General features: G+C 56.3%; 19 protein-coding genes. 3 read left to right on the forward strand and 16 right to left on the reverse strand.

The annotated features are described in order from the left end of the window. From AC2VNK_RS06515 to AC2VNK_RS06535, 5 genes are all read right to left on the reverse strand, one after another. The coding region (locus AC2VNK_RS06515; protein WP_486883224.1) for a roadblock/LC7 domain-containing protein at positions 1-605 on the reverse strand (605 nt) is incomplete at its 3' end. Beyond that, on the reverse strand, positions 602-1,168 hold the full coding sequence (locus tag AC2VNK_RS06520; RefSeq protein WP_291524994.1) for a GTP-binding protein: 567 nt from the start codon (positions 1,166-1,168) through the stop codon (positions 602-604). The genes AC2VNK_RS06520 and AC2VNK_RS06515, both read right to left, overlap by 4 nt. 52 nt (positions 1,169-1,220) lie before the next feature. Next, entirely contained in the window at positions 1,221-2,372 is a 1,152-nt protein-coding gene (locus AC2VNK_RS06525) for a response regulator (RefSeq protein WP_486883225.1), read from the reverse strand. Between the two features lie 9 nt (positions 2,373-2,381). Continuing rightward, positions 2,382-3,866, reverse strand: a complete 1,485-nt coding sequence (locus AC2VNK_RS06530) for a hypothetical protein (RefSeq protein ID WP_291524996.1) — start codon at positions 3,864-3,866, stop codon at positions 2,382-2,384. An 81-nt stretch (positions 3,867-3,947) separates the two neighbouring features. Continuing rightward, complete coding sequence (locus AC2VNK_RS06535; RefSeq protein ID WP_291524998.1) at positions 3,948-4,379, reverse strand: hypothetical protein; 432 nt, start codon at positions 4,377-4,379, stop codon at positions 3,948-3,950. Positions 4,380-4,489: 110 nt separating this feature from the next. On the opposite strand from AC2VNK_RS06535, the gene AC2VNK_RS06540 reads away from it, so the two are divergent. Then, positions 4,490-5,575: a L,D-transpeptidase family protein gene (locus tag AC2VNK_RS06540; RefSeq protein WP_486883226.1), complete on the forward strand. Its 1,086-nt coding sequence runs from the start codon at positions 4,490-4,492 to the stop codon at positions 5,573-5,575. A gap of 30 nt (positions 5,576-5,605) precedes the next feature. Here the strand turns inward: AC2VNK_RS06540 and AC2VNK_RS06545 are convergent, their stop codons facing one another. The 10 genes from AC2VNK_RS06545 to AC2VNK_RS06590 all read right to left on the reverse strand — a co-directional run bounded on the left by AC2VNK_RS06545 (position 5,606) and on the right by AC2VNK_RS06590 (position 14,980). Continuing rightward, positions 5,606-6,406: a YdcF family protein gene (locus tag AC2VNK_RS06545; protein WP_486883227.1), complete on the reverse strand. Its 801-nt coding sequence runs from the start codon at positions 6,404-6,406 to the stop codon at positions 5,606-5,608. A 14-nt stretch (positions 6,407-6,420) separates the two neighbouring features. Continuing rightward, positions 6,421-7,374: a lipoyl synthase gene (gene lipA / locus AC2VNK_RS06550; protein ID WP_486883228.1), complete on the reverse strand. Its 954-nt coding sequence runs from the start codon at positions 7,372-7,374 to the stop codon at positions 6,421-6,423. 1 nt (position 7,375) lies between these two features. Continuing rightward, complete coding sequence (gene lipB, locus AC2VNK_RS06555) at positions 7,376-8,014, reverse strand: lipoyl(octanoyl) transferase LipB (protein WP_486883229.1); 639 nt, start codon at positions 8,012-8,014, stop codon at positions 7,376-7,378. Next, positions 8,011-8,277: a YbeD family protein gene (locus AC2VNK_RS06560; protein WP_291525008.1), complete on the reverse strand. Its 267-nt coding sequence runs from the start codon at positions 8,275-8,277 to the stop codon at positions 8,011-8,013. The genes lipB and AC2VNK_RS06560 overlap by 4 nt, the downstream gene beginning before the upstream one ends. Positions 8,278-8,392: 115 nt before the next feature. After that, positions 8,393-9,559 carry a D-alanyl-D-alanine carboxypeptidase family protein gene (locus tag AC2VNK_RS06565; protein WP_291525009.1) on the reverse strand — a complete coding sequence of 389 codons (1,167 nt, stop codon included), beginning with the start codon at positions 9,557-9,559 and terminating at the stop codon, positions 8,393-8,395. Between the two features lie 143 nt (positions 9,560-9,702). Beyond that, positions 9,703-10,797: a rod shape-determining protein RodA gene (rodA, locus tag AC2VNK_RS06570; RefSeq protein WP_291525011.1), complete on the reverse strand. Its 1,095-nt coding sequence runs from the start codon at positions 10,795-10,797 to the stop codon at positions 9,703-9,705. Next, positions 10,794-12,602: a penicillin-binding protein 2 gene (gene mrdA / locus AC2VNK_RS06575; protein ID WP_486883230.1), complete on the reverse strand. Its 1,809-nt coding sequence runs from the start codon at positions 12,600-12,602 to the stop codon at positions 10,794-10,796. The genes rodA and mrdA overlap by 4 nt, the downstream gene beginning before the upstream one ends. Further along, positions 12,599-13,075 carry a rod shape-determining protein MreD gene (gene mreD / locus AC2VNK_RS06580; protein WP_291525014.1) on the reverse strand — a complete coding sequence of 159 codons (477 nt, stop codon included), beginning with the start codon at positions 13,073-13,075 and terminating at the stop codon, positions 12,599-12,601. Before mreD ends, mrdA begins: the two co-directional genes overlap by 4 nt. Continuing rightward, on the reverse strand, positions 13,072-13,911 hold the full coding sequence (gene mreC, locus AC2VNK_RS06585) for a rod shape-determining protein MreC (RefSeq protein WP_486883231.1): 840 nt from the start codon (positions 13,909-13,911) through the stop codon (positions 13,072-13,074). The genes mreD and mreC overlap by 4 nt, the downstream gene beginning before the upstream one ends. Positions 13,912-13,936: 25 nt before the next feature. Beyond that, positions 13,937-14,980, reverse strand: coding sequence for a rod shape-determining protein (locus tag AC2VNK_RS06590; RefSeq protein ID WP_291525016.1), 1,044 nt, complete (start codon positions 14,978-14,980; stop codon positions 13,937-13,939). A gap of 432 nt (positions 14,981-15,412) precedes the next feature. On the opposite strand from AC2VNK_RS06590, the gene moaC reads away from it, so the two are divergent. After that, a complete protein-coding gene (moaC, locus tag AC2VNK_RS06595) occupies positions 15,413-15,922 on the forward strand; it encodes a cyclic pyranopterin monophosphate synthase MoaC (protein ID WP_291525018.1) in 510 nt (169 codons plus the stop codon). 3 nt (positions 15,923-15,925) lie between these two features. Here the strand turns inward: moaC and AC2VNK_RS06600 are convergent, their stop codons facing one another. Beyond that, positions 15,926-16,231, reverse strand: a complete 306-nt coding sequence (locus tag AC2VNK_RS06600; protein ID WP_291525020.1) for a hypothetical protein — start codon at positions 16,229-16,231, stop codon at positions 15,926-15,928. 189 nt (positions 16,232-16,420) lie between these two features. Here AC2VNK_RS06600 and AC2VNK_RS06605 point away from each other — a divergent pair. Beyond that, positions 16,421-16,526: hypothetical protein (locus AC2VNK_RS06605; RefSeq protein ID WP_486883232.1), on the forward strand; the 106-nt coding region annotated here is incomplete at its 3' end.

Genomic DNA, 16,526 nt, shown 5'->3' on the forward strand with positions numbered 1-16,526 from the left:
GTAACGAATGATTGATTCTGCAGGCGGGGTGTACCGTTGACGACGAGCATGAAACGTTGCTGACCGATGAATAACGGCCAGAACCCCAGTTCAGAACGCCCCGCGGGATCGAGCAGTCCCCAGGTCTCGGTGTTGACACGCAGGTTGTTTTTCAGCAAACGGTCATGCCTGGACTGCAAGGAGAGCAGGTCTGCCGAAAGCCCGGCGAGTTCTTCTGCGGCTTCATGGGTGTAGCCGGCTGCGGCGAGATAAAAGCCATTTTCGTCGGCGAGGAGTGTCTTCTGTACATCGGAGAGTTGCGCGAGGAGGGGCGGTAACGCATCTTCCAGGCGTTTATCCTCTTGCTGACGTGGATGCGCGGTGCCCCGTAATAAACCCAGTCGTTGCAGGCGGAAAATGCTGCGCAAGGCCTCCTCTTCATTCGCAGACTGCGTCCAATGCTGTGCGGCCTTGATGCTAAAAGGGGCTCGGTGTCCTTCTCGTAAAATACGTAAAAGAACGGTCCGGTTTCCTTCCTGATCCGGACTGGATGTGGCATAAAAGGCCCCGGCTGGTGTCACTTCACCATAAAGATCAGCGCTGGTGGCGACCAGTTCGATACTCATAACTGATCCCCGATTCCAGGATCAATGGAGTAAAGAAGTGCCATAACCAGATTCTTAACGTCGTCCTTGTTACGACCATCCACTTCGAAAATCGGTGGAATGGGATTAAGCATCCGTAGATCAGCGGTCACTTCTGGGAGCATATTGACGTATGCTGCTATCTGGGGCTGCGCCTGGACATCCGTTTTTGAAACCCCGATGACTACCGGAACGTCGGCAATGAACTCTTTGAAGGCATGGAGAAAAAAGTGCAGATCTTTTTTCGGGTTAGGGCGGGTATTGTCCAGCATCAGGATGAGGCCCAGACCACCGGTGGTGAGAATGTCCCACATGAAATCGAAACGTTCCTGGCCAGGGGTGCCGTACAGGTGAATTTTAGTGCTCTCATCCAGCTTCAGTACGCCGTAATCCATCGCCACGGTGGTGTGACCTTTGCGATTCAGCGTCATATCCGAAGCCTGGGCGTCAGTGGAGATAATTGGAATATCTGACAATGCTGAAATGGCCGTTGTTTTGCCCACACCAACAGGACCGGTAAAGATAATTTTATTGTCTTCTCTCACAACGTGGCTCCTTCAATATGATTTTTGCCTAAGCGCTCTTTGCGTCCGCATTTTACAGCCCTGAAATGCGGGCAAGGAGACGGCCCAGGAAGCTTCTTTTGGCAGCGGGTATTTCTGCAGGCATTGGCGCATTGGGCGTCAGTGGCTGGATGCGGTTATCGGGATTCTCTGCCGTGTTGTAGCGCAACAGTCCTAAGCTGTCTGCGGCTGCAAGAAAGTTGAAAAGATCATGAGGCTCGACGCGTAACATCTTCACCGTCAATGCCGGAGATGCCGGAGAACGGGCCAGAAAAGCCGCTAAGCGCAGTGCGTCAGGCAACATGGTGAGTCGCGTCAGGTTGGGCCATTGCTTCAATTGCACGGGGGCGTGGATTTGGAGGTTCTGGCTGAGACGCCCATCAGCCGTCCACGCACCCATTTGCCAGAGTAGAGACTGAAGGGTGAGGCGCCGTGTGGATGCATGAGCGGGAACGTCAGTGTTATTCGGGGCACGCATTTGCAGCCGCGGGTACTCTTCTCGCGCCAGCGATTTGAGATGCTCATCGTCCGACAGCAAGATGGCCTGATCAGCCATCGGGTCTAATCGCAGAATAACCTGTTGCTGGCTATCCACAATAATGGCTGACGACTGATCACGCCGGATAATCTGCAAAAGTCCCAGCAGACCCGCCTGAGGGTTGAAATGACGTATTTCTTCAGGGCGCAGTAGCGGAGCGGGACGTGGCGCAACGCCAGGCTTTGAAACAGATGGGGTTGCGGCGGCAGGCGATGGGGCAGGGGGTGTGGATAGCGCGGGGATCGCGACCTCGGGCCGGATGGGCATGACCGTAGCGCTGCTCCTGCCTGCTGGTTTTCCGAGAGCGGGGCCACTATTCAGTAACAGCTCCAGTGCTGGAAACAGGGTTTCCATACGTATGGGTTTCTGCAAAACCGGGAACATACTATCGGCTTGCGGGGAAACGCTCGTCAGGAGGATACGTTGTTCCGGTTGTTCCCCATGCAATCGATGAGCAATAGCCATACCCTCTGCACCATCCACATCAATAATGGTCACTGCAGATGCTTGCGTATCACCGAGATCCAGCAGTTGATAATGGCGCCGGGTAAACATTTTGAAGGCCATACGGAAGACGGCTTCTTTGCGTGCATCCATCCCGATGCTGCGAACGAGGATACTATCGCTATTAGAGGGGTTTTTCGTCATGATCAAATCCTAAATGATCTGTCGTTGCGGGTAGCGCTGGAGGCGTTCAGCCAGGCCGAACATTTGGCGCATGATATCTTCATTGGGCTGCGTATCTGTTGTAAGAATCGATTTGATGAATTGGGAAAAGCGCTCGCGGGCGTCCATCCGTTCGTACATTTCAAGGAGCGGCCCATAATAAATGCTATGGTCCGGTTGAGCTAATGTGGCCTTCTCCAGAAGATCTACGGCTTCATCTACCTGCCCATACTCCAGAAGCAGGTTGAATTCCTCGATAATGCTGTCCTCACCGCCCTTCGGAGTGATCTGATGATCGCGGCGGATTTCTTCCGTTACCAGCGGAGGATTGCTCAGTGGTATGGCAGTGATGGGCAGGTAAAGCCCGTACTGCTCGGCCAGCCCGGCGAGAACATGCTCTTCTCCGTCACTCTCGGCAAGGAGGGTCCACAGGTCATGCTTACCCAATCGCTGGCCGCGGTGCAGCAATCGCGTTCGCAAAGCGCTACCTGCACCCCACAAGGTAATATAGAGCTGAAGGAGGGATTCAGCGTAGGGCGCGCATCGCCGCTGGACGTAAAGCATCTCCAAAAGGGTGACCTGGAGGATGAGTTTGCGGGGATCGAGAATAATGTTACGGCGTAACAGACGCTCGGCCTCAGGATATTGGCGACACGTCAGCAAATGGCGTGCGGCAACGAGGGGCGAAATCAGTCCGGCCACTACCTCGTATTCCTCCTCATCCAGCGGCGTGATGTCATCGGACCCGGTCAGCAGTATGGCACCTGTGCCCACAGAGCTGTTCTTTAAATCCCCGCCCGATAACTGCTCTGTCTTTGCAACGAATCCAGACAGATCCAGCGGCTCCGGATTGACGATGGCTTGCTCTAGCTCCTTCTGTGCACCCATGAGTGAGGAGGATGCCGCTGATTGTGGTGCATGGGTAGCGTGGGTGATGACCGCGGCAATCTGCGCGCCGTTCACCCCTAAATTCTCTGCGGTTACCCGCAGTTGCAGGTTTTGTGGATCCAGTTTCAGCCCTTCCAAAACGAGATCCTGGGCCTCTGCGCCAGGGATGGCACGCGAATCATTGAGTTTTTCTAAAAGTTCAGCGAAGTGATCAATATCAGGAATTTCACGATAGATCGAGAGGAGCCGACGCATCTGCTGAATGTTATCGGGGTTGTGATCCACGTACCAGCTCAGGGACGTGGCCGCCTGTTCCAGGTGGCCATAGGAAAGATAAATCTCCACCTCGTCGAGAATGCTGGTTTCATTGACCTGCATAGAGGAAGTTATTTCCGGCGTGGCGTTGGCTGGACCGGTTTTAATAGCTGGGACTGCTTGTGTCGGACTTCCCCTGCTCCCGCGGGCATTGCGCAACGTGCCCGCGGCCTTGAGGAGCTTCTGTCTGCGCAATACCTTCCACAGCCCGGTCAAGACGACCAAGGCCACGAGGAAAGCTATAATAATCAGACTGCCGAGGGGCAATTCCATGCAGGAATCTCGCTTCAGGATGAACGTGGCTTTGCTTCTTTGTCGCTGTTAGCCCTGTAGATAGGCGTTTTAATGGTGCTGTCAATGTGCGAAGAGGTCGGCAATTTCATGGATGCGCCTTGTGCTGGGACGCTGCGCAGCCGGAGAGGCGCCTGCCGTGGCCGCGTAACCCGTAAATAATGCAGGCAAAGCGTTTACGATGAGGGGGAGACGTTCCCGACTCACCGTGGCCAGCCGCCACTCGGCACGCCATCCATGAACGGGATGGCAAGTGCAAATTGCGACACCCCAGCCGCGCTCCTGCACTGACCATTGATGCTCGGCGACGCATAATTGGTGCTGTTGCGGGGTGTGCTTCAGGCCGACGTAGGGGCCAGCATAGGGCACGTGCAGATCGCCAGCCAGATCAGCCAGCATGTGATCGAGACGATGCAGCGCATCGCGTAACAACGCACTGGAAGCAGGTTTACTGCCTACCGCGTTTTTCAAAAATATCAGGTGTGGTGATTCCATACAGGCCTCCTTTTACTTTATGATTATGACGGTAATGCAGGGCGCTGCCAATGCGCGCGCGGTGGATGGTTTTTTGCTTTTTCAATGTGCCGCAAACAGGAAAATAAATAATGCGAAAACAGTTAGGTATCTGGTTTCTTGCAGCTTTCGTAGGGTATGCTGCGACGGCAGCAGGCGCCAGTGTATATGCTTTGCCCGCTCAGGGTAATATTGTCGGGGCCCTTAAGGCGGTAACCACTCATAGCGACGATACGCTTTTGGATATCGGGCGTTTCTATGACCTGGGTTACAATCAGGTGACGGCGGCCAACCCTGGTGTTAATCCCTGGCTCCCCGGCCAGGCCAGTAAGGTGGTTATTCCTGCCGAGTATGTTTTGCCGCCAAAGCCATGGACCGGTATCGTCGTAGATATTCCGGCACGGCGGATATACTATTTTCCAGCGAATGACCGGGTGGTATACACCTATCCTGTTGGTGTCTTTTTGCCGGGCTGGAAGGAGCATTTGACGGCCACGCAGATTATTGCCAAGTTTAAAATGCCCGCATGGAATGTTCCCAAAAATATCCACGCATGGTTTGAGAAGAAATTTCACATGGATATCCCATGGTACTGGCCACCCGGTGCAGAAAACCCCATGGGGGAGCTGGCGATGGAGACCGGGCTCTCCGGCATCTTTATCCATGGTACTTACCATCCCTGGGGGGTTGGTATGCGGGCCAGTCAGGGTTGTTTCCAGATGTTCCCGGAGAATGTCGCGCAACTTTTTCCCATGGTTCCGGTGGGTACCCCGGTGCGGATCATTGATCAGCCCAACCTTGTGGGGGTGCGTGATGGGCAAATCTACCTGCAGTCATACAAGCCGATGCATGCCTATCACCCAAAAGGCATCCCGGATTTGCAGCGTGCCGTTATGACGATCAAGTCTTTTATGGTGCAGAATCGCATCAATCAGGATATCGATTGGGACAAGGTCCGACGTATCGTGGCGGAGCACAACACCGTGGCACTCCCCATTGGGGTCGACGCGCCAAGTTATGAAACGCTGGCTGCCGCACTTCCCGCAACGCCTTATGCGTATGCGCCTTACGGTCCGGCGGCGAATGGCGCTGCGGTACCGCCGCCATTAGCTTTGGCGGGCGTCGCCGATCAGGAACATCTGCATGTCCAGGTGACTTTCCCCGATCAGAAGCCGTAGAAAAGTCGCTCCCTCCTCAGGGCTGTGGGACTAGTGACCGCCCCCGATCCCTTGCTCCTGAATCCAGAGCCAAAACAGCCCGAGGTACTCGTGACTTGCCTCGCTGCTGATTTCCAGGTAGATGGCTCGCGGCAGCCAGCTCTCCAGCCGGAGTCCACTCACCCGATCCAGACGGTAATCGGTGGGAACGGGGATCACTTTCACGTCAGCGTGGCGTAACCAGGCGGCCGCCCGTGGCATATGCAGCGCGGAAGTCACTAGGTATGCCTGGTGGACATTGTGCCGGGCCAGCAATGCTGCGCTGTCTGTCGCGTTGGCGGCCGTATTGTAGGACTGGGTTTCCGGCCAGATGGGGCTTTGTACGCTCAGATCCTGGCGCAGGATGGACTCCATGGTGACCGCCTCGGGCGGGGCGCCTAGTCGCGGAGCGCCACCACTGGGAATTAAGGGGAGCCCAGTTCGTTTGGCCAGTTGCGCTGCCGCCATCAGGCGCACGAGGGTACGTGCATTCGCTGTTTCCTGGTCCGACCCTGGGGATTGCATGACCTCCCCGCCCCCTAACACGACAATCGCCTGGGGAACATCGGCACCACGTAGCGGTTGCACCAGTGGCGGATAGCGATCTTCTAAGGGCAACAGGAGAAGTCGCGCTCCTACCGCAGTAGAGAAAAAATAGAGGGTGCCCAGCGCGAGCAGAATGAGCACCCGGCCGAAATAGCGCCAACCCACAATTTCTGCCAGCCAACCGATAGCGGCGAGGATGAACAAGACACCCGGTGGCTGCAGCAGTGCTGAGGCCAGGGTCAATGTAGTGGTGTAGCGCAACAGCATAACCCTGGCTCCGCTCAGTCCCCGCCCATTTCATGGAAACTGCGCTCGGCATGGTAGGAAGATCGTACCAGTGGCCCGCTGGCAACGTGGCGGAATCCCATAGCCATGCCATCTTGCTGTAACTGCCGAAATTCCTCTGGCAGAACGAATCGCGCGACCGGCAGATGATGGCGGGAGGGTGCCAGATACTGCCCGAGGGTGAGTAGCTCGCATCCCGCCTGCCGCAGATCTCGCATCACTGCGCGGATTTCATCGAGTTCCTCGCCCAGACCAAGCATCAGCCCGGATTTTGTGGGGACATGAGGATGCTGTGCCTTAAAGGCAGTGAGTAGTTGCAGCGAGTGACGGTAATCCGCACCGGGCCTGGCCTGTAAATACAGGCGCTGTACGGTTTCCAGATTGTGATTGAAGACGTCTGGCGGTGTCTCCTGGAGTGCTGCCAAGGCCCTCTCTGCCCGACCGCGAAAATCCGGTACGAGGATTTCTATGTGCAGTTCCGGACAACGTTCACGCAACGCTGAGATGACCTGGGCAAAGTGCTGGGCGCCGCCATCGCGGAGATCATCACGGTCTACGGAGGTAATGACGACAAAGCGTAGTTTCATACTTGCCACGGTCTGGGCAAGGTGGACAGGTTCCAGAGGATCGGGTACTTGCGGACGGCCATGCGCCACGTCACAGAAGGGGCAGCGACGGGTACAAACGTCTCCCAGGATCATGAAGGTCGCCGTCCCACCGCCGAAGCATTCTCCCAGGTTGGGGCAGGAGGCTTCTTCACAGACCGTGTGGAGGCCCGCTGTACGCAGGATCTTTTTGAGCCTGTCTACCTCTGGGGACAATGGTGATCGTACCCGCAACCACTGGGGCTTGGGCTGGCGTTCGGACTTTACCGGAATGATGGGTATGGGGTTGCGTGCGGTCTTTTCGGCACCGCGCTCGGCTTTTTTAGACTGGTGTTGGGGGTCCATGTCAGGCCCCTCCTTTTCTTAAGGGGCGATCCAGGCTGATAGCCAATTCCGCCATCAGGGTTTCGGCAACATCGTGGCTTGGCCAGTTCGGACAGAGGTCGTGCACCTGAGTGACAGCGAGATTGACCATGCCACAAGGATGAATACGCTGGAAGGGGCTCAGATCCATCTCCGTGTTGAGGCTGAGGCCGTGGTAACTGCGACCGCGCTGAATACGCAGGCCCAGGGAGGCGATTTTGGCATCGCCCACATAGACTCCGGGAGCATCGCGACGCGCATGAGCGCTCACGCCATGTTGCCGGAGCAGACGAATGACGGCTTGTTCCATGGCGGTGGTTAAGCTGCGGACGTTGATTCCCATACGGGGTAGATCAATGAGCAAATAGACTACCCATTGTCCGGGTCCATGATAGGTGACTTTACCACCGCGATCACTGCGAATAACCGGAATAGGGCCGGGGTCGAGAACGTCAGCCGCGTCGGCATTGCGTCCGAGGGTAAAGACCGGGGGATGCTGGAGAAGCCATATCTGGTCCGGGGTATCGGCGTCTCGCTGTGCCGTGAATTCGCGCATGGCGTCCAGCACTGTAAAGTAAGGGAGTAGGCCCGGCCAGCAGCGAACGAGTAGCGGTGTATTCATAAGCAGAGGATCACGCCGTCGATCTCTTTGACGGATGTATAAATAGCGAGGAGGTGCTCATGGCTGCTGACCTCCAGGGAAACCGTGACGGCCTGATATTGCCCCTGGCTGCTGGGTCGGCAAGAGAAGGCCGTGTCCGGCAAATCCGCCGCATGAGGCGCGATTGCCGCCCGCACCGCCGCGAGCAGATCAGTGTGCTGACCAATGGCTTTGACATGGTGCAGGTGTGGAAAGTCTTCTGCTGGATTTTTTTCGGTTTCCATAGCGTTTCGTAACCCCCTCGTGTCATCGTCGGACAGGACCAATTCATGGCGTCGAGTATCATGGTAAGTCTTCCTCCGCCTGAGGTGAAGACCTGCCATAGCTTCGGCATTTTGCTTATAGCGCGCTGCTGATCTTGTGGAAGATCTGCGCTATCCAGCCCGCCTTCTCCACAGAAGTCTGGGCAACAACAGGCACGGACTTCAGTGCTTTGCCATCCAGCAGGAATACGAGCCGCCCGACGACCGCACCTTTCTTCAGCGGAGCCTGGAGATTGGGTGCAATCTCCACCACGCGTTGTAGCTCGGAAAAATGTCCTTTCGGAACGGTAATGTTTACGATCTGTTCGACGCCCACAGGGATATGCATGGGCGATAAATCGCTGCGGGTGATCTCGCTGACTTTTTCCCCGGCAGTATAAACCGAATGGTTAACGAAAAAGCGGTATCCATAATCCAGCAGGGCTTCGACGGCATTGGTGCTGCCGGCCCAGCTCGGCCCGCCGAGAACAACGGCAATCAGGCGGCGGCCATTCCGGGTGGCGGTGGCATCGATACAATAGCCGGAGGCATCGGTCAGACCGGTTTTCAGGCCATCCACCGTGGGGTCACGGAAAAGCACCGGGTTCCAGCTCCGCTGGGTAATACCATTGTAGGTATAAGACTTTTCCCTGGTGATCTGGATCACTTGTGGGAACTGTTGAATGAAGGCGTGCGACAGTTTGGCGACATCCAGCGCGGTCGTATAGAGATTGTTGTCTGGCAGGCCATCGACATTGCTGTAATGGGTGTTGTGCAGATTGAGGCGCAGAGCCATATCGTTCATCAGTGTGACAAAGCCCGACTGACTGCCCCCCACCGCTTCGGCAAGCGTTACCGCCGCATCGTTCCCTGAATCAATCAGCAATCCATGCAGCAATTGATCGACATTTGCCGGATCATTGGGCTGGACAAACATACTGGAGCCCCCTGTCTTCCAGGCCGTATTGGAGATAGGGACGTTTTCCTTAGGAGTCAGGGTGCCGCTCTGAATAGCCTGATAGGTCAGATAGGCCGTCATCAGCTTGGTGAGGCTGGCCGGCGCGCGGCGCAGGTTTTCACTTTTAGCCGCGATGATCTGTCCGGTATCGTAGTCCATCAGCACATAGCTCACGATGGCTGGCAAGGCCGGTGCAGGTGGTGTGGGCAGCATGGGCATCGGGGTTGCGGCAAGCGCCCAGGGTGCGAGACACAAGCCGACGAACAAGACGAGCATTCTGGTGATCAGGGTAGTACGGACAATCATGAGGGGCCTCAGTGGTGAGCGCTGATCGGAATTTGGAATGGTTTTGGGTAGGTCTGGAATTATAGCGATGCCCCGGCAGAAAGCCATGCCCGGGAGCGGAAGGCAGCATCCAACACCCAGCGCTTTTTTGGGGAGAAATCGCATTATTCATGTGTGCGCGGATGGGCGTGGACCGACATCAGGATACCCAGCCCGACCATAAAGGTCAGCATAGCTGTTCCGCCATAGCTTATCAGTGGCAGAGGCACTCCTACCACGGGAAGGATCCCTGTGGTCATACCCATATTGATGAAAATATAAAGGAAGAAAGTCAGGCTCAGGGTGCCGGCAATGAGGCGACCGAAGGAATCTCGGCTCTCATAGGCGATTACCAGGCCGCGCAAGACAATGAGCAGGTAGGTGGAGATGAGGACAATGACTCCGACCAGGCCAAACTCCTCGGCAAATCCCGCAAAAACGAAGTCGGTTTGGGCTTCTGGCAGGAAATCGAGGTTAACCTGGGTTCCGTTGAACCAGCCCTTTCCCCAAAATCCACCAGAACCTACGGCGATCATGCTCTGAATGATATGGTATCCCGCACCGAGGGGGTCGCGTTGGGGATCCAGGAAAGTCAGGATGCGCTCTTTTTGGTATCCGTGCAGAAAATGCCAGAGTACCGGCCCGCTGACCGCGACCAGAATGACGAGCCCGACAAACCAGCGGCGGCGCACCCCCGCCAGCCACATCATGAAGACCCCGGCAGCGCCAATTTGTGCGGCTGTGCCGAGGTCTGGTTCCTTGGCGATGAGCAAAAAGGGGATGGCAATGAGCACAAATCCCGCGATAGCAGAAAGCCAGTGGCGGACGTTTTCCTGTTGAGAATAATAATAGGCGAGGAACAGGGGCAGGGCGAGCTTCATCAGTTCCGAGGGCTGAAAGGTCAACGGCCCGACTCCCAGCCAGCGGCGTGCGCCAAGACTGGTTTTGCCCGCCACGAGGGTGATGGCGAGCAGGATAATACCTATGGCGTACAAGGCGGGTGCCCAGGCGCGAATGCGCTCAGGTGGCGTATTTGCGACGATTACCAGCACGACGATGCCGACAGCGAATCGCAAAAGCTGAGCAAGCACCACGCGGATACTTTCCTGGCTGCCGCTATATAGCACCGCGAGGCTGATGAGCATGAGTATCACGATACCCGTCATGAGCGCCGGATCCAGTTTCCGCAGCGGCCGCAGCAGGCGAATGCGCCAGTTCATGGGTTGATCTCCGACGCTGTCACCGTATTGAGGTAGGCGTCGATTACCGCTCTGGCAACGGGGCCGGCAGTACGGCCTCCGTGGCCACCATGTTCGACAACTACCGCCACCGCGATGCGCGGATGGTCGGTAGGCGCATAGGCGATAAAAAGTGCGTGATCCTGCCAAAGTTGGTTCGTATTATGCAGGACTCGACCAGAGTCATTACGCTGCGCATGGTGTATCTGAGCTGTGCCGGTTTTGCCAGCAATGGTATGGAAATCATTGGCCAGCGATTTGCCGGTACCGGAAGTCACGGCATCACGCATCGCATCCTGAATAACGGCAATGTCGTCTGGCGAAAAATCCAGGGCTTGCGTCACGCTGTCGGGCGATTGTTCCACATGAGGTGTTACCAGTCGGCCACCGTTAGCGATACTGGCAGTGGCACGTGCCAACTGGAGTGGGGTACTCAGCAGGTAACCCTGTCCTATTCCCATCATTACTGTCTGTCCTTGATACCACGTCTGGCCGTAGCGCTGGCGCAGCCAGTCCGGGGAGGGGACTACACCCGTGGATTCCCCGGGTAAATCCACTCCACTGCGCTGACCGAAGCCAAAATGAGCGAGACCGTTGCCGAGCTGGGTGACGCCGAGGCGCATGGCGATTTGGTAGAAATATACGTCATTGGAATCACGAATAGCTTCGCGCAGATTTTCCGCACCATGACCACCGGGCTTCCAGTCGTAATACTTGTGCTTAGTGCCGGGGATCTGGTAGTAAGCGCCGCCAGCGAGCCGCTGATCAGCGGTGACGGCCTTGTCATGCAGGGCGTTGAGTGCCACAAAAGGCTTGATGGTAGAGCCCGGAGGATAGCTGCCCCGCAGGAACCGGTTGGTCATGGGCGTGCCCGGATCGTCCCGAAGTCTGGTCCATACGGCGGTGCTCAGGCCATCGACGAAAGCATTCGGATCGAACGCGGGTGCCGAATAAGCGGCGAGTACACCACCATTCTGCGGATCCAGTGCTACTACGGCGCCTTGCTGCCCGGCCATGGCCCGGGCGGCAGCCTGCTGTACGGCGAGATCCAGAGTCGTATGGAGCGTCGTTCCCTGCTGGGCCGAGTTGCACAACCGGGAGTGTAATGTGCGTCCGCGGGCATCGACTTCTACCTCCTGATTGCCGGGTTGGCCTTTCAGCAGTGCTTCATACTGCGCTTCCAGACCGTTTTTGCCGATGCTATCCAGCCCGGCGTAGTCCGCGGTCTGGTTTTCACTGATTTCCGCAGGCGTCAGGCGGCCCACATAGCCCAATACATGGGCGAAGAGCGAACCATAGGGATAGTGGCGTTTAATCCGAGTCTGTATTTCCACCCCCGGAAATTGATGGCGCTGCACGGCAAATGCTGCCAGCTCATCAGGATTGAGATCGCGACGAAGGAGGACGGGTTGATAGGGATGCGCATGCGCCAGATCATGGTTGAAACGTTTCTGATCCTCCGCATTGATGGGTAATATCTTCTGCAGGCGGTGGATGGTTTCGACCAAATGGATGGCCTTGTTTGGCGTGATCGCAAGTGCGAAGCTGGTCCGGTCATCAGCGAGTACCTGCCCACGTCGATCGAGAATACGGCCGCGCAGGGGGGCGATCGGCAGCAAGGCAATAATGTTATGGGTGGATTGGGTGGCGTAGTGGTCGTGGTCCCAGACCTGCAGCCTGAATACCTGTATAGCTACTATGGTCGTAAGCAGAGCGATCAATCCCGCCACGACGAGAAGCCGGCCGACGAATAGCCGATGCTCCTGGGCGGGCTGTAATGCGTTCATATATGTCGCGGGCGTAATGCGTGACGCAGATAATCGAGCGCCAGCGTAAAAAGTGGCCACAGCAGGGCGCCGATCAAGGGTCCCAAGAGTAGAGAAAAATGCCAGGTGATGGCACCTGCCCAAGCCTGCCACAACCAGACCAGCAAACGCTGCATTAGCAATAATAGAAATATAAAGAACAACTGCTCCCAGGACGACAGGCCGCGGACTCTGCCAAGGCCAGTGTAGAGCAGATAAATCATAATAACCCCAGCGATAGCCTGAGCTCCCAGCACATCCCCGAGTACCATATCCTGAAGCAGACCGATCAGCCAGACGATGGTGAAGCTTAGTTCAGAGCTGCTGCTGATCGCCCAGTAGAGCAGCAGCAGGGCGACAAAATCAGGATGGAGTAACGCATAAAGCGGGCCGCAGGGGATGGTTTCTGCTGTAAGTGCGAATAAAAAGCCGAGGATGAGCGCGATGGCGATCATGGCGTTGCCGCGGGCCGCGGGGATAGGTTATCCCAGAGCATAAGCACCGTGCTCAGTTGTCCCAGACGAACGGCCGGTTGTACCATAATCTGTGCAAAGGAGTGGTCACCATTACGGACGATCGCAGAAATCGTGCCGACATTCAGTCCCGGCGGGTAGCGCCCACCTAAGCCAGAGGTGACCAGTCTATCGCCGACCTTCAGGGCGGTGTTGCGCGGTTGAAAGGGTACCGCAAGGCTGTCAATATTTCCCCTGCCGTCTACCAGCAAGGGGGTGTCTGAGTCTGCGGGCTGTACGGGAATGCTGCTGTCCAGGTCAGAAAGCAGAGCCACCTGACTGCTCATAGGCGAAACACCGACTACCTGGCCCGCCACTCCCCCTGCGGCAAGAACCGGCTGTCCGACAAATACTCCCGCGCGCGCCCCCATGTTGACGATTAACAACTGGCTACTGGGTGAAAAGTTCTGCGCGATAACCTGCGCGACGGCCACTTTCCCGGGCGGCTGGGGGATGCTATCGAGTAACGCAAGAAGCTGACGGTTTTCGTTACGCAGGATATCCGCTTCTAATAGTTTGGGTTCGACACCGACGAGTTCAGCGTGTAGTCTGATATTTTCGGACTCTAGCTCAGCACGGCTTTGCAGGTAGTTGTCAGCCTGCTGCCAGAAGCTGGTTCCCTGCATACTGATCCACTGCACAGGATAAGCCATGGTCAGAGAAACGCTTTCCATGTTGGGATGTTTTTCGCTGAACACCGAAACAAACACGGTCAATAAAACCAGTACCGCTACGCGAAGGAGCGGCGGGTAGCGGCGGGGGAAAAACAATGCAGGCATGGTAGCTCAGGAGAAGCTGTTAAGCTTAATCGTCGGCAAATACCTCACCCAGCAACTCCAGTTCTTCGAGCGCCCGACCGCTGCCCCGCGCCACGCAGGTTAACGGGTCCTCCGCAACGATGACCGGTAGTGCCGTTTCCTCCATGATCAGGCGATCCAGATCGCGGAGGAGGGCGCCACCGCCGGTCAACACCATGCCTCGTTCAGCGATATCGCCAGCGAGTTCGGGAGGCGTCTGCTCCAGGGCCAGTTTGATGGCGCCGACAATTGCACCTAATGGCTCCTGAAGGGCTTCAAGAATTTCATTGCTGGTAATTGTAAAAGTCCGAGGAACGCCTTCAGCAAGATTGCGTCCGCGTACTTCCATGCTGAGCACTTCCTGACCGGGATAGGCGCAGCCTACCCTCTTCTTGATCTCTTCGGCGGTAGTCTCACCAATCAGCATGCCGTAATTGCGACGAATGTAGTTGACGATCGCTTCATCCATTTTGTCACCACCGACACGCACGCTCTGGGAGTAGACTACCCCGCCCAGCGCGATGACACCGACTTCGGTGGTGCCGCCGCCAATATCCACCACCATGGAGCCGGTAGGCTCCGCAACGGGCATCCCGGCCCCGATGGCGGCCGCCATGGGCTCTTCAATCAGGTGTACTTCGCGTGCGCCCGCGCTCATCGCCGACTCGCGGATAGCGCGCCGCTCCACTTGCGTTGCACCATAGGGTACACAGACGATAATCCGCGGGCTTGGGCTCAGGAAGCGTTGATGGTGCACGCGTTTGATAAAGTGCTTGAGCATGGCCTCGGTAATCTGGAAATCGGCAATCACACCGTCTTTCAGTGGTCGGATAGCCGTAATGTTGGCCGGTGTGCGGCCCAGCATACGTTTGGCTTCCTCCCCGACATGCATCCGTCGGCTGGTAGCCCCATGCCGCCCGGTGTGGATGGCTACCACGGACGGTTCAGACAGCACAATACCCTTGCCGCGCACGTAAATCAGGGTGTTGGCAGTGCCCAGGTCTACGGCGAGATCAGTGGAGAAAATTCCAAGAATGCGTTTGAATATCATCAAGTTAAAAGCCTTGCTGAAAATGGAGGGAGCCGCTTTGAAGGGGCAGAAACTTACTGCATCCACCACAAGCCGTGTGCAAAGAGCAGTCTAGCATGAGGAATGGCCGAGACCAAAGCTATGAAGTCTGTGGATAAATGGCTACAGCATCCGTTCTGAGAAATGCCTCAACTGCCTGTGGCTGCCCGGCCAGGCGGCGACGATTAGCACCAGGGGGACAAAAAACCGGCACTGGCCACTGCGAAGGTATGCCGGTTACCTGTAACGGGTTATAGATCGCGGGATTTCGGGAGGCAGAAAACGTGGATCGGCTTGCGCAGAGATGCTGAAAAAACAGAGAATCGTCCACAGCCAAAACCGTTTGGGAAAGGTCATAGCGGCGTCCTGAATGGTGCGTGTTCCGTAGTCTCTCGCAAAAGGAGTGCCATATCCATGTCGAATCCCAATACCCTCAATCATTTTAATGTGCTAGGTGAAGCCCACATGGTCGATGTCGGTAAGAAGGCAGTGACGACGCGTGTTGCGCTGGCGGCAGGTGAAATCATTATGGCGGATTCTACACTGGAACGCATCGAGTCTGGACGAATGGGGAAAGGTGATGTTCTGGGTGTGGCACGCATCGCAGCCATTCAGGCCACCAAAAGAACATGGGAGCTGATCCCTTTGGCACATCCCTTGCTCCTCACCGGCGTCGAGGTCGAATTGACTCCTGCTCATGATCCGGCGCGGATTGTTTGTCGCGCCGAAGTGCGCTGCGCCGGGCAGACAGGTGTCGAGATGGAAGCGCTCACTGCGGTTTCCGTGGGTTTGCTCACTATTTACGACATGTGCAAAGCCATAGATCGCGGGATGCTATTACAAAACACCCGCCTTTTACGGAAAGGCGGCGGCAAGACAGGCCTCTGGGTGAGAGACCGGGCGTCCTGTCCGCCTTCCGCCTGATACCTACTTACCGCGGTTCGGTGAAGAGCTGTAACGCACCATTACATCCCGATCCTTCCAGTTCGCCTCTTTCAGGATCTCATCGGGGATCATGTAGCGATCCTGCGGTGCCACATCCTGAAACTTCACCACGCGCAGTACGTCGGCGAAGGAAAGTTTACGCAGCAGGCCGTCTTTGTCCGTGGCGCGCACGATCATGGCATCCTTGAGAAGGGCGTAGACGTAGAAATTGCCGGGCCGCAGCTTACCTTCCTTATCCTTCCAGGTGATGGTAATGCGCGAATGTTCCTTGAAATCATTGCGAATCATGAGTGAATCTCCTTGGGTTAAGCGCCGTTAAACTAATCACCGTGCCGGGTATAAAGCAAATAAGGGCTACTTATTACAAAATCAAAAACGCTGACTTGCTTTATCAGGCATGCTCCGCCACCATCTCGGGGATAACGGGATATCCCCAATTTGGGGCATGCAGACGCGAGGTACAAGATGGCTACCGTCATGGAATTTGAAGACCATAGCACGCAGGAAATTAAATACACGACTTGCTACATGTGTGCCTGCCGTTGTGGCATCAAGGTCACGGTAGAGGACAATAAAGTACGAT

Source organism: Acidithiobacillus sp. TH-A35 (assembly GCF_057473505.1).